Here is a 13,507-nt window from a genome sequence, read left to right on the forward strand (position 1 = left end):
GCAATCACCTCACCCATCGGTAATCATACTCTACCCTGGACAATCTGATTCTATACTAGTACAACGTTCCTGAAATAAATACTCAAATATATGATTGCATTAAACTCCCGGGTTGGCCTGTGCGCCACAATTCCGCTTTCGGCTGTTGCGCCATCCGTGGCGCAAACAGCCGCGCTTCGCCTCCATGCTCCGCTTAACGCTGGAATTGTGACCCCCAGACCTAATTTAGGGTAATCAAGCTTGTATGAATTATTTGAGCAGGGAATTTGAGAACGTTATTTTCATTATAACTGAGATGGACGAAAAAGTATTGCGCAATTTGTCGTGTCAAACAACCAATAAAAGCTGCCGCTTAATGACCATTTTCATTGCGCAGCAGCCTTATTTTATCTTTTATACATTTTATACGCTACAGATTATACACCACAGAACAACTCAAAAATCAAAATCAACCGTTAAAATTGCCGCATGGTTTTGCTTCAACCTTCGTCTTGCTAAGTTTACAGTCTTCACATACCTTCTGTCCGTTAACTTCATAGATATCATCTTCTTGAACTTCCTGACCGCATTTTGAACATTTGTCCATGATGCTGTTCCTCCTTCATTTCAAGTCATGATTTATCCTTATGTTCATTAATATGATCTATCTCTTGATTTTCAAACGTATGATTTGATTCTTTGCTGCAATATCTTTGATATCCCTTTCTCCGCAGCAGGCACGCAGGACATTCCCCGCAGCCATCCCCTTTGATACCGTTATAACAGGTCAGCGTCTCTTCTTGAATAATTGGAAGCACACCGAGATCGTCAGCCAGTTTCCAGGTTTCCGCCTTGTCGATCCACATCAGAGGGGTATGAATCACAAATTCGTAATCCATGGCGAGATTAAGGGTTACATTCAGGGACTTTACAAAAATGTCCCGGCAGTCCGGATAACCGCTGTAATCACTCTGCGAAACACCGGTAATCAAATGTCTGATTCCCCTCTGTTTGGCAAAAACAGCTGCGAACGACAGAAAGAGCATATTCCTGCCATCCACAAATGTGTTCGGCAGCCGGTCGTCCGGCAGATTTTTTTCAACTTCAATCTCCGGCCTGGTTAACGAATTCGGTGCAAGCTGATTTAATAAACCGAGATCCAGCAGATGATGCTCAATCTGATGCTTAGCACATATTTCTCTGGCACAATCCAATTCCAGCCGGTGTTTTTGCCCATAATCAAAGGACAGGGCGATGACTTCTGCGAATAACTGTCTGGCCCAAAAAAGACAGGTCGTACTGTCTTGTCCGCCGCTAAAGACGATCAAAGCTTTTTCATTTTTTTGCATGGCTTATACTCCTCTCTTTTCCGGATCCCAGATCACTTTATGTAGCTGAAGCTGCAAACGCACCCCCTCCATTTTATGCACAATCATAAATTTAACGATCTCAGACGGCGCAATGTGTGCAAAAACAGGACTGATAAATACCGCAGTTTTCTTGATCAGGCCATAGGTACTTATGATTTCACGCGCCCTTGCCAGGTCGCTTTGATCGCCAACCACGAATTTCACGGCATCCCGGCATGTCAGGACCTCAAAATTCGCTAAAACCATCTTGTCCTCCATACCGCTCGAAGCAAGCTTGTAGTCCATCGTGAATCCCGGACGGCGGTCAGCCTCTGTGCCAAAGGGCTTCAGACTGACGCTGCCATTCGTTTCAATCTCGACGGAAAGTGCCGGATCCTGGCACAGCAAGTCGGTCAGCGCTGCAATACCAGGTTGTATCAACGGCTCCCCGCCTGTCAGCGTGACGTTCTTTATACCTGTGGTCAGAACCTGTTTATAGAGATCCGCTCCCGTCATTTCCCGGTAAGAAACATCCGCTTCATTAGCCCAGCGGGTGTCACAGTAAGTACATTGCAAATTGCACCCGGCAAATCTAACAAAAACAGCCAGTTCCCCTGCTCGTGGTCCTTCTCCGTTAATGCTTGAAAAAATTTCTGCAACCCTGTATTTCATCTTAAATCACCGTCTGCCTTCGTAGACTGCGCAATTCGCGGGCGTTTCAAACACACTGACCCTGGTCATTTGATATCCTTTACCCGTCAAAGCCTCGTAAAAGCACCTGGCAAAATTTTCGGCTGTTGTCCTGAAAGGCACCTCAATGACCCGGAAGCCGTCCTGAATAAGATGTTCCAGCGTACTTTTTCGCAGCGTTCCGTCTTCCACAAGCAAGGCATGATCATAGTCATCCGTCAGCTGCTTGAGATCCGCTTTCAGCTGGCTGAAATCAACAATCATCCCCCTGGCTTCTCCTTCATCTGCGAGTGTTTCAGATTCAATTTCTACAACCACTCGCCAGCTGTGGCCATGAATATTCCGGCACTTGCCTGGATGGCCTGCCAGAAAGTGCGCGCTGTCAAAACTGTTTTCCACCTTCAACATGTACATATCATGCAACCTCCCCAAGAAACAAAAAAAGAGCTGCTGCTCTCCAAACAAAAAACTACCCAAGACGGTAGTGGTCCTAGTTTTGTTTAGAGACAGGATGGATTTCGAACTGTCTTTATTTTATTCATAAATCAAGCATATCATGCTAACGTTGATCTGTAAATGAGCTTTGTTGGTATTTGGGGAAGACGGCTTTTGAAGATTGCTTTGAAGATTGCTTTGAAGATTGCTTCTTTTGAATTTATACTTTTTATTATACAATGATAGGATAGAATTTAGGGAAATAGATTCGGATAAAGAATAGGAGAATAAAGGATGGATAAATTAGTATTTGTCACCGGGCATAAGAACCCGGATACAGATTCCATATGTTCTGCAATCGCCTACGCGGAACTCAAAAAAAAGCTCGGCGTGAATGCTGTGCCCAAAAGGCTCGGTGATATCAACCGGGAAACTGAATTTGTTCTGAAGCATTTCGGCGTTGAAATTCCGGAACATCTTTTTACAGTCAAAACCCAGGTGGCAGATTTAAACGTTGATCAGGCTTTTCCCGTATCCTCGGATATTTCGATTAAAACGGCCTGGCACCTTATGAAAAAAAACAATATCAAAACAATTCCCGTCATTGATGATCATGAGCGGCTTCTAGGAATTGTAACCCTATCCGATATTACCAATAATTATATGGATGCCTTGGACAACAACACCATTGCTTCAACGAGAACGACCCTGCGCAATATCGCCGAAACGCTGAATGCGACATTAATCTGCGGTTCCCAGGAAGATTTCGAGACGACCGGCAAGGTTGTGGTTGCTGCTGTTGAACCGGACGACTTGCATTCGTTTGTTGAGCCGGGTGATATTGTCATCACGGGAAACCGGTTGGATATCCAGTTGAAAGCCCTGGAATACGGTACCACCTGCCTGATCATCACCTGCGGCGGGGAACCGTCACAAGAGCTGATCGAAGAAGCCCGCAGCCGGAATATTGTTTTGTTAACGACTCCGATTGACACCTATACGACCGTGAGGCTGGTGAATCAGAGCATACCGGTAGGTGCCGTCATGACCAGCCAGAACCTTATATCGTTTAACATTGATGACTTTATTGACGATATTCAGGATAAAATGTTAAAAACCAGATACCGGAGCTATCCGATTGTTGATGACAATAACCGGATCCAAGGATTTATCTCCAGATATCATCTGATTTCACAGAAAAAGAAAAACGTTATTCTGGTGGATCACAACGAAAAATCCCAGACTGTCAATGGCATTGAAGAGGCAGAAATCCTTGAGATTATTGATCACCATCGACTCGGTGATATTCAGACTGCCAGTCCGATTTTCCTTCGCAACGAACCGGTAGGCAGTACCTCGACCATTGTTGCCAATATGTTTTTTGAGATGGGTATTCGTCCTTCGAAGAGCATCGCCGGGATTCTTTGCTCCGCCATCCTGTCCGATACGCTGAAATTCAAATCTCCGACCAGTACCTACGTCGACAGGATGACGGCCGAAAAGCTGGCAGAAATAGCCGGGATTGACGATATGGACAAGTACGCCAATCAAATGTTTAAAGAAGGCTCTTCTCTGCAGGGAAAAACACTCAAGGAGATATTTTATCAGGATTTCAAAGATTATACCTTTGGCAAATACAGGATTGGAATCGGGCAGGTCTTCACCATGGACAAGGAAAAGATCTCGGAGATGGAAGATTCACTGATTGCGTTCATGAAACAGCTTTGTGCCGAAAAAGGCTATCATTTGCTGATGCTTTTTGTGACCGATATTCTTGACCAGGCCTCAGAAGTCTTATTTTCCGGAGAAGAAAAAGAATTAATCTCGCTTGCTTTTAACGTTGATCTGGGTGAAAACAGCGTCTGCCTGCCCGGCATCGTTTCCAGAAAGAAACAGGTTGTTCCTTTAATTTCAGCAGCTGTTGACCAATGAGTTATTTTAACAATAAGTTCAACAGCCCAATCACGAAACCAATCAAGGCTCCCAAATTAACAACGGCGTTCAACTCGTTTTTCATTACCGAAAGCACAAGTCTCTCAATCTCCAGAACATCCATATCATTGACCTTTTTTTCGACAACACCGGCTATATCAAACTGTTGGATATAGCCTCCAAGCTTTTTCTGCACGAATACCGAATAGATTCTGTCAACCATACTGGTAAGATGTTTTTCCTCAATCTCAATTTTTTGCATGAATGTCGCTACGGGCTGATTCTCAAGAACCGCCAGTTCTTCTCTTACAATGGACCGGATCGTGTCCTGACCGTTTTCCTGGATGTATGCATCTACCTTTGCTCCGATCGGAGCAGCTACGGAAGCAATCAATTGGTCATTGACCATCAGCGCGAGCATTGTGCCATGAACTTTTTCCTTAATCGCGCGTCTGCCCTCCCGTGCAATGATTGTACCCACATCCATCCTGGAAACCCCGGACATGATCTTGCTGCAAATGATGTCTTCGGCTTGTTCTCTCAGAACCTGATAGGCATCCTGTGAAACAAACCCAGTGAAGATATTCTTTAGGGTATGACGCTCATCCATTTCATAAAGTGAGCTGCCGATTTCCTGAACGATTGTGTTTTTTATGTTTTCCGACAAGAACATATTCTCTACGTCTTTACTGGTTAAAAGGTTGTCTCCGACCGCATTGCCCAATGCTTTGGCAAGCTGCCCCTTTCTCTTTGGAAAAATGCCGGGCGTAAACGGCAATGTCCAATTTCCAATTTTAACCGGGTTGATGGGCCGAAAGAGCATTTTAACCGCGATGTAGTTTGTGACATAACCGATGATAGCGCCGATAACCGGTCCCGCTGCAATTTGGATTAGATTCATTGATGATTCTCCTCTGAATAAATCTGAATAAATAAGTACGGATTCACAACACCAATGTATATTTTAGCGATTATTTCATTGTTTGTATAGGGTTCATTATATCGTTAGCGTTGTCCAGTTATCATTATTAACAAACAAAAGGAATTTGACTTATACTTTTTTATATACCCCATATAGGTATCATGGCGGACTCTATTATCCTTTGAGGGCGTCTTACCGAATTCATATCGTTATTATTTCCGTCAACAGAGAATATGCAGAGGATAAATACCAATTAAGAAATACAATCAATAACTGGGGAGGGTTTCAGCAAATGAGTCAGGATAAGCATCGCTCCAAGACGGTGAGAATAGTCAATGTCACTTTTCAGAAGTCCGCCTGTCAAGGAGGCGAATGCGTCGGCACAGTCCCGGCCAGCAGCACCATACTTCAGGCAGCAATCGCTGCCGGTGTAGATCTTCATAGCGCCTGCGGCGGCAAAGGAACCTGCGGCAAATGCCGCGTCATCCTGCCCCCGGAAGACCGTACTGAACCCCTGCCGGAAGAAAAAAAATTCTTAAGCGCTGAACAAATTGACGCTGGTGTTGTCCTGGCCTGCAAACGAACTGTCGAATCCGACAGGCAGATCATCCTGATCGAACAAAAAGATGTCTTTGACCGCAAAACACGACTTGAAGATGACAACCGAATCTGTGAACTTGCGCCGCTGGTACACAAACATGCTGTACACGTGAGTGTTCCAAGCACTTCAGATCAGCGTTCCGATTGGGAACGTTTGGCTGCGGGACTTCCCGCATCGGCTGCTTCGCTGCGTTTTAACCGCGGGATTGCCGCCAAATTGCCCAGGATTCTGCGTGATGCTTCTTTCCAGGTTACGGCTGTTACTGCCGGAAATGACCTGCTGGCTGTCGAATCCGGAAATACGCTGGACCGGATCTTCGGCTTGGCCATTGACATTGGAACTACGACCGTGGTGGCTTATTTGATGAATTTAAATAACGGAAAAATTATTGCGCGTGAGGCAATAACCAATCCTCAGCAGGGTGCGGGAGCTGATGTCATTTCCAGAATCAACTATGCCTCGGATCACCCCGACGGCTTGGTTCAACTGCAGATACAGGTTGTCGAAGGTTTAAATCAGATCATCGCCAATATGTGCAGGCAGAAAGGCATTGTCCTCGAGGAGATTTACCAAGCTGTTGTCGTCGGCAATACCACAATGAGCCATTTATTCCTCGGTATTGACCCAACCTATCTAGGTCCTGCACCTTTTATCCCGGGCTTCCGCCAGGCGGTCACCGTCAAGGCTTCCGAGCTGGGACTCCGGATTCTAAGCGATGCACCAGTCACCGTCCTGCCGATTGTCGCGGGCTATGTCGGTTCCGATACGGTCGGTGTCATGCTTTCGGGGCAAATTGACCAATTGAAAGGCATTCATCTCTTTATCGATATCGGAACGAATGGGGAAATGGTTTTGGCCGGGAAGGGCAGGATTCTTACCTGCTCCACTGCCGCCGGTCCTGCCTTTGAAGGTGCAGGAATCAAATTTGGGATGCGGGCAGCCGACGGAGCAATCGAACGTGTTAAGATTACGGACAACGTGGAACTTGGGGTCATCGGCAAAGAAAACGAACCTGTACGCGGTATCTGCGGTTCCGGTTTGATTGATGCAATTTCCGAAATGCACAAAGCCGGGATTATCAATTCGCAGGGACGTATCATCGACCACGCAAGCGCCTCGAAGGAACTATCACCGGCACTTCGGGACAGAATCCTGAATGACAATGGGATCCGAGAGTTTGTCCTGGCGTGGAAAGAATCCGCCGCCGGGGAAAATATTACGATCACCCAAATGGATATCCGCGGACTTCAGCTGGCCAAAGGTGCCGTGCTCGCAGGGGTCCGGATCTTGATGATCCATCTGGGTGTCCAACCGGACGATCTTGAAATGATTCATTTGGCAGGCGCGTTTGGCAACTATATCGCCAAAGAAAGCGCCCTTGGCATTGGCCTCCTGCCGCAGGTCCCCGTCGAAAAAATCCAATCTATCGGCAACGCTGCAGGCAACGGTGCCCAGATGGCCCTGCTTTCGATCGTTGAAATGAGCAGAGCAGATCGTCTCGCCCGGGATGCCGAACATATTGAGCTGTCCACCGAAGAGCTTTTCCAGGATAAATACATGGAATCTCTCGCTTTAGGACAGCGTTATTAATGAAAAACCATATACCTGTATATACACTTATTCACAATTGTGCGTAGCCTGTGGACAACTATGTGGAAAAATATCCCTCTATGCGAATTGATTGATCATTCCATATCAACAAGATTATCATCATTCAGGTCTTTTCTTTTGCCGCTAGCCAGATAGATGGTCCATTCACCCAGGTTCGTTACATGGTCGGCTACCCTTTCTAAGGAAAGCGCAACGAGCAGCAGATTGATACCCTGTGAAATATTTTTTTGGTCTTTTTGCATTAAATGCAATAGATCTTCATAGACCAACCTGTATAGTTGATCTACCTCTTTTTCTTTCACTGCCAGGCTTTGCGCCATTTTTAAATCTTTATTCGTATACGCAATGATACTGTCTCTAAGCATCTCCCGCGCCAGTTTTGCCATCTTAGGAATATCGACCAGCGGCTTCACCAAAGGCTCATCGCTTAATTTGATCGTTACTTCCGCGATATCGACAGCGTGGTCGGCGATGCGTTCGAGGTCGGTAACAATCTTCAGTGCGGTCCCGATGGTTCTCAGATCGCCGGCCATAGGCTGCTGCAGGGCTAGCATGGTTAAACATTTGTCTTCGATCTCAAGCTGAAAATTATCCACAATGTCATCATCCGCCAGGACCTTCTCTGCCAGTTTCAAGTCTCTTTCCTCAAGTGATTTCATTGCGGAGCTGATGACGTTTTCCACGAGATTACCCATCATGAGGACATCATGGCTCAGTTCTTCCAGCGATGTTGCAAATGAATTTCGGGTCATAATACGTTTCCTCCTTATCCGACTTATCCGAATCTTCCGGTGACATAGTCTTCAGTCCTTTTGTCCAGAGGCTTGGTAAACAGTTCTTTCGTAACGCCGTATTCTATGACTTCCCCGTTCAGGAAAAATGCCGTGTAGTCTGAAATCCTGGCGGCCTGCTGCATGTTATGGGTAACGATAACGATGGTGTATTGTTCTTTAAGATCAAGGATCAGGTCTTCCAGCTTTGCCGTGGAAATCGGATCCAGAGCCGATGCCGGTTCGTCCATCAGCAGGACTTCAGGCTGCACAGCCAGTAAGCGCGCAATGACAAGACGCTGCTGCTGCCCGCCGGATAATTGGAGCCCTGAACGGTTCAGCCGGTCCTTGACTTCATCCCAGAGAGCTGCTTCCTTAAGGCTTTTCTCAACAATTTCACTCAGTTTCTGCTTATCTTTCAGGCCATGGGCCCGCGGTCCATAGGCGACATTGTCAAAGATTGACATTGGAAACGGATTCGGCTTTTGAAAGACCATCCCAATTCGTTTACGGAGTGTTACCGGATCAATATCCGAGGTATAAATATCTTTATTGTCGAGATAAACATTTCCTTTGACGGTTGCTCCTTCGACCAGGTCATTCATCCGGTTTAGCGTTTTCAGGAAGCTGGATTTGCCACACCCCGAGGGTCCAATCAGCGCAGTAACCTGATTGGCAAGGATTGGTAGGCTTATCGCGTGTAAAGCGTGGAAGCTTCCATAATACAATTCCAGGTCTTTGGTTACCATTTTATTATTTGTTTCTGTTAAGTTAGCTAACATTGATTACCACCTCTCTCTGTCAGTGACTCTGGCTGTTTCGCCCTGCAAGCTTCCCCATAAGACTATTGGCCAGAAAATTTATGATAACGATCACGATAATGAGCACGGTAGCACTTGCATAGGCATTCTTGGTTGATATTCCTTCCGACGCTAAGATATAGAGATGAACGGAAAGCGTCCGGGTTGGTTCAAGTATTGAAGTCGGCAAGCCTAAGGAACTGCCTGCGGTCAGGATGACTGCCGCTGTTTCTCCGATTGCCCTCCCAATCCCCAAGATAACACCGGTTGCAATTCCGGGAAGCGCCGAAGGCAAAACAACTTTTCGTATGGTATACCATTTGGTTGCACCAAGCGCAAGACTGCCTTCACGGTATGAGTCCGGCACTGTTTTGATGCCTTCTTCAGCAGCTCTGATAATGGTCGGCAGGACCATAAAAGCCAGTGTCAGCGCACCTGATAGAATGGACCATCCCATCTTCAGGGTAATGACGAACAGGACAAATCCAAATAAACCGAAGATAATTGAAGGTACAGCAGCCAGTGCTTCTGTGGCAAACCGGATGATTTGTACCAGCCGGCCTTTTTTTACGTACTCCGTCAGGTAGATGGCTGCACCAACTCCTATAGGTGTTGCCAGAACAATGCCTGCCACTGTCAGGTAAATGGTGCCGATAATGATGGAAAAAATTCCGCCTTCCTTGCCCATTCGCTTCGGTTCCTGGGTGATAAAATCCCAGCTTAGCCCGCTGATTCCGTTGATTAGGATATGCGCGATAATACTGAACAATACCAGAAGCGTACAAATCGCAAACAACCAAAGCAATAATTTCGCTATTTTTTCTTCCAGCCGGGCTGCTGCTTTCATTTTTGCCACCTGCCTTTTGCACCAAACTGTACGATCAGGTTTAAGATCATGATAAAGATAAACAGGATGATACCAGTGGCAAATAGAGCTTGTTGATGTTCCCCTGAGGCATATCCCATTTCCATCACGATATTTCCTGTGAGCGTACGGATCGGGTCAAATAAAGTTCCGGGTATACGCGTCACGTTGCCTGTGACCATGATGACAGCCATGGTCTCCCCGATTGCTCTTGACATGCCAAGGACGACCCCTGTGATGATGCCTGAACGAGCTACAGGCAGTGATATCCATTTGATAGTCTGCCAGTAATTGGCCCCCAGCGCATAGGATCCGTCTTTATATTCGTTGGGGACTGCGCGCAGCGCAGTCTCGGAGAGATTCAGGATGGTCGGCAGGATCATGATGGCCAGAATCAGGGATCCTGCCAGAATGCTAAAACCTGTTCCGCCAAAATGGTTCCGGATTAAAGGAACGATGACTGCCAGGCCATAAAAACCGTAGACAACCGATGGAATCCCAGCCAGTAGTTCGATTGCAGGTCTTATCAGTTTAGCAGCTTTAGGCGGGGCAATCTCAGCCATAAAGATGGCTCCTGCGACCCCGAAAGGAATTCCCAGAACAAGCGCTCCCAAGGTTACAAGTATGGACCCGACTACCATCGGCAGGATCCCATAGATGCCATGGGTCGGATCCCATGTTGTTCCGAGGACAAAATTGAAAAATCCTGTTTTCTGCAAAACAGGCCAACCCGAAATGATGACAAATACGGCGATCAGCGCAATGATAAAAATAGCAGCGACAGCGCTGAGAAGGAGTATTTTTTCAACGATGATTTCACTTTTTTTAAGGTGAATGCTTTTCTGCATGGATGGGTCTCCTCTGATGATTTTGCTAGTTATACAATAGCAGTTATTTGTTGAGAAGACTTTGCGGAATTGTAACGATTTTGTAAATGTATGATATGGAAATATACATTAATAAAGAATAGATGCCTTATAATCAAGGCATCTCTATTATTTACAATATATTTAATTTGAAAAAAACAGAAAAGCATCCAGGTTAAAAGCCAAAGTTCAACCTGATATCCGTAGACTTATGATTTTTTGGTCAGCATAAAATAGAATCGTGAACCCCGCCCCAGCGTACTCTCCACTTGTATACCCGCGCTATGGGTCTCCAGAATATGTTTGACAATCGCCAATCCGAGCCCCGTCCCCCCTTGTTTACGGTTCCTGCCTTTATCGACCCGGTAAAACCTTTCAAAAACCCGGGGTAAATCATGCTCCGGAATTCCTGGTCCGGAATCAATCACCTCAAACAGTATTCCGTCAGACTTTTCGGAAGCGACGATTTTGACCTTTTCCCCTATTGCGGAATATTTTATAGCATTGTCCGTCAAATTTGTCAGCACCTGCTCGATCATGGTGTAATCTCCCCAGGCATACGGCAACTTTTCTGAACAAACGACAGTAAGTTCGATTTGCCTGGCTTCAAGCTGAGGCCTTAACTTTACCTCCAGTGAATGCAGTAAAGCACTCACATCAATTTTCTGCCATTCCACCGGATCTTTCCCGGATTCAATTCTGGATAATTCCAGCAGGTCATCAACGAGCATCCGCAGCCGTTCTGATTCTGTCAAGATGATTCTGACAAATTCTCTGGCCGTCTCAGGGTCATCAAGCGCACCATCGAGCAGCGTTTCCGCATATCCTTTGAGCGAAGTGACAGGCGTTTTTAACTCATGAGATACATTGGCAACAAAATCCCTGCGCATTGTTTCCAGTTTCCGGAGATCCGTAATATCATGAAGCACCATGACGGCTCCGATGTTGGTATTCCCCTTTCCGAGAATTGGCGTAATATTAACTTCAATATTTTTTTCGTGCGGGGATAATATTAATAAATCATCCTTGGCGGCCTTATGCGTTTTCAGTGCCGTATCAATCAGTGTACTTAATTGGTAATTGTTGATGATCTCAATCTGATGCCGATTGACATTTTTCGGTTCGATCTCCAGAATCTTCAGGGCTGCCGGATTAATCAAATCGATCTTACCATCTTCTCTGAGGAAAATAACGCCACTGACCATATTCGCTAAGACCGTTTCAAGCTTGCTTTTGCCCGTTGAGACTTCGTCAATCATTTCTTTCAGCTGCTGGGCCATTTGATTTAAGGCCTGCCCAAGTTTCCCAATCTCATCCTGACCGGTCGTGTAGGTACGCAGGCTGAAATCACCGTCAGCAATATTCTGAGCTGCGGCTGTCATTTCCTGAATCGGCTTCGTCAGACGCTGCGATAGCTTAAACCCTAAGACGCCGGCGATTACTGTAGCCATTAAGAGAGCTATGAACAGCATGCTCCACAGTTTGGATAGGGCCGTCGTAATTTCGGTCATCGGAAGCGCCAGACGGACGAAGCCTTTGATTTCCCCGTCTTTCTCAACAGGCAGCGCCAGATACATCATTTGCGTATTAAGCGTTGTACTTTCTCTCTCCGCTATCCCGAGACCTTCGCTGATCGCCTGTTGGATTTCGGGACGCCTGAGATGATTCTCCATAAGCGTCGGCAGCTGCTCAGAATCGCCAAGAACAACACCATTTGCATCGATCACAGTAACCCTGGTACTTGTAACGTTCCCAAGATCACCGGTGATTTTTTCTATATCCGAAGACCTATTCAGCGAACCAAATTCATCGATAACCATTTCTCTGACCAATTTCGCCTCAACCAAAAGTTTGTCCTGCAGATTTCCAATAAAATAGTCATCGAGCACCTTGATAAGATAAACGCCTGATACAAGCATTGAAAGCAGTGCTAGTGCAATAAAGCCAACTGTGAATTTCATTTTCAGACTTTTCAACATCAGCCTCGCTCCTTAAACCTGTATCCGACCCCGCGAACCGTCTGGATATAAGACGGATTTTTAGGGTCGGGCTCAATTTTTTCTCGAAGCCTGCTAATATGAACATCAACAATCCTGGTATCACCCGCGAAATCATAGTTCCATACTCTGTCTAACAGCTGATCCCGGCTTACTACTTTTCCTCGATGGCGGATTAAATATTCCAGCAGTTCAAACTCCTTTGGCGTAAGCGGTACAATCTGATCATTCACGCTGATTTCACGGCCGGAGAAATCAACGGCCAGCCTGTCGATCAAAAAAATCTCGTGGTCAGGTGCTGCCTGAGTCGTTTGGGCCCGCCGCAATAAAGCGCGTACCCTGGCAACAAGCTCTCTCGGGCTGAATGGTTTTGTCAGATAATCATCCCCGCCAAGTTCCAGACCAAGAATTTTATCCAGCTCATCATCTCTCGCCGACAACATAATAACAGGGAGAGAACTGTCTTCTTTCCTGACCGCTTGGCAGATTTCATAGCCATCGATTCCAGGAAGCATAATATCAAGGATAAGCAAATCGGGTTTTTCAGAGCGAATTTTTCGCAGTGCGTCAAGTCCATCTCCCGAAACCTGAACTTCATATCCTTCTTTTTGAAGATTATAACTGATCAAGCGGGCAATCGCTTCCTCATCTTCCACAACCATAATTCTTTTGCTCATATCGTCCTCCTCT

General features: G+C 46.1%; 14 protein-coding genes. 3 read left to right on the top strand and 11 right to left on the bottom strand.

The genetic code is table 11. The annotated features are described in order from the left end of the window. Positions 1–90: 90 nt before the first annotated feature. On the top strand, positions 91–234 hold the full coding sequence (locus AAH944_RS13565; RefSeq protein WP_415535323.1) for a hypothetical protein: 144 nt from the start codon (positions 91–93) through the stop codon (positions 232–234). A gap of 214 nt (positions 235–448) precedes the next feature. Here AAH944_RS13565 and AAH944_RS13570 read toward each other — a convergent pair whose 3' ends face one another. Genes AAH944_RS13570 through queD form a run of 4 tightly spaced genes read right to left on the bottom strand, consistent with a single transcriptional unit; the run spans position 449 to position 2,432 of the window. Beyond that, entirely contained in the window at positions 449–586 is a 138-nt protein-coding gene (locus AAH944_RS13570) for a hypothetical protein (RefSeq protein WP_415535324.1), read from the bottom strand. A 25-nt stretch (positions 587–611) separates the two neighbouring features. Next, on the bottom strand, positions 612–1,328 hold the full coding sequence (gene queC / locus AAH944_RS13575; RefSeq protein ID WP_415535325.1) for a 7-cyano-7-deazaguanine synthase QueC: 717 nt from the start codon (positions 1,326–1,328) through the stop codon (positions 612–614). Positions 1,329–1,331: 3 nt separating this feature from the next. Further along, positions 1,332–2,000 (bottom strand): putative 7-carboxy-7-deazaguanine synthase QueE, encoded by a 669-nt coding sequence (gene queE, locus AAH944_RS13580; RefSeq protein WP_415535326.1) that lies wholly within the window; start codon positions 1,998–2,000, stop codon positions 1,332–1,334. Between the two features lie 6 nt (positions 2,001–2,006). Then, entirely contained in the window at positions 2,007–2,432 is a 426-nt protein-coding gene (gene queD, locus AAH944_RS13585) for a 6-carboxytetrahydropterin synthase QueD (RefSeq protein WP_415535327.1), read from the bottom strand. Between the two features lie 315 nt (positions 2,433–2,747). Here queD and AAH944_RS13590 point away from each other — a divergent pair, with 315 nt between their 5' ends. Beyond that, entirely contained in the window at positions 2,748–4,385 is a 1,638-nt protein-coding gene (locus tag AAH944_RS13590) for a putative manganese-dependent inorganic diphosphatase (protein WP_415535328.1), read from the top strand. 1 nt (position 4,386) lies between these two features. Here the strand turns inward: AAH944_RS13590 and AAH944_RS13595 are convergent, their stop codons facing one another. Next, a complete protein-coding gene (locus tag AAH944_RS13595) occupies positions 4,387–5,286 on the bottom strand; it encodes a DUF445 domain-containing protein (RefSeq protein WP_415535329.1) in 900 nt (299 codons plus the stop codon). Between the two features lie 313 nt (positions 5,287–5,599). Here AAH944_RS13595 and AAH944_RS13600 point away from each other — a divergent pair, with 313 nt between their 5' ends. Further along, entirely contained in the window at positions 5,600–7,498 is a 1,899-nt protein-coding gene (locus tag AAH944_RS13600; RefSeq protein WP_415535330.1) for an ASKHA domain-containing protein, read from the top strand. Positions 7,499–7,593: 95 nt separating this feature from the next. Here the strand turns inward: AAH944_RS13600 and phoU are convergent, their stop codons facing one another. The 6 genes from phoU to AAH944_RS13630 all read right to left on the bottom strand — a co-directional run bounded on the left by phoU (position 7,594) and on the right by AAH944_RS13630 (position 13,494). Next, positions 7,594–8,271, bottom strand: a complete 678-nt coding sequence (phoU, locus tag AAH944_RS13605; protein ID WP_019224619.1) for a phosphate signaling complex protein PhoU — start codon at positions 8,269–8,271, stop codon at positions 7,594–7,596. A gap of 23 nt (positions 8,272–8,294) precedes the next feature. Beyond that, entirely contained in the window at positions 8,295–9,071 is a 777-nt protein-coding gene (gene pstB, locus AAH944_RS13610; protein ID WP_019224618.1) for a phosphate ABC transporter ATP-binding protein PstB, read from the bottom strand. A 19-nt stretch (positions 9,072–9,090) separates the two neighbouring features. After that, the gene (pstA, locus tag AAH944_RS13615) at positions 9,091–9,936 is read right to left on the bottom strand and encodes a phosphate ABC transporter permease PstA (protein ID WP_158208608.1); all 846 of its coding nucleotides are present in this window, start codon (positions 9,934–9,936) and stop codon (positions 9,091–9,093) included. Then, a complete protein-coding gene (gene pstC, locus AAH944_RS13620; protein ID WP_415535331.1) occupies positions 9,933–10,802 on the bottom strand; it encodes a phosphate ABC transporter permease subunit PstC in 870 nt (289 codons plus the stop codon). Before pstC ends, pstA begins: the two co-directional genes overlap by 4 nt. A 227-nt stretch (positions 10,803–11,029) precedes the next feature. Further along, the gene (gene pnpS, locus AAH944_RS13625; RefSeq protein WP_415535332.1) at positions 11,030–12,799 is read right to left on the bottom strand and encodes a two-component system histidine kinase PnpS; all 1,770 of its coding nucleotides are present in this window, start codon (positions 12,797–12,799) and stop codon (positions 11,030–11,032) included. Beyond that, complete coding sequence (locus AAH944_RS13630) at positions 12,799–13,494, bottom strand: winged helix-turn-helix domain-containing protein (RefSeq protein ID WP_415535333.1); 696 nt, start codon at positions 13,492–13,494, stop codon at positions 12,799–12,801. Before AAH944_RS13630 ends, pnpS begins: the two co-directional genes overlap by 1 nt. Between the last annotated feature and the right edge of the window lie 13 nt (positions 13,495–13,507).

Source organism: Dehalobacter sp. CP (genome assembly GCF_047652685.1).
In the GTDB taxonomy this organism is placed as follows: Bacteria; Bacillota; Desulfitobacteriia; order Desulfitobacteriales; family Syntrophobotulaceae; genus Dehalobacter.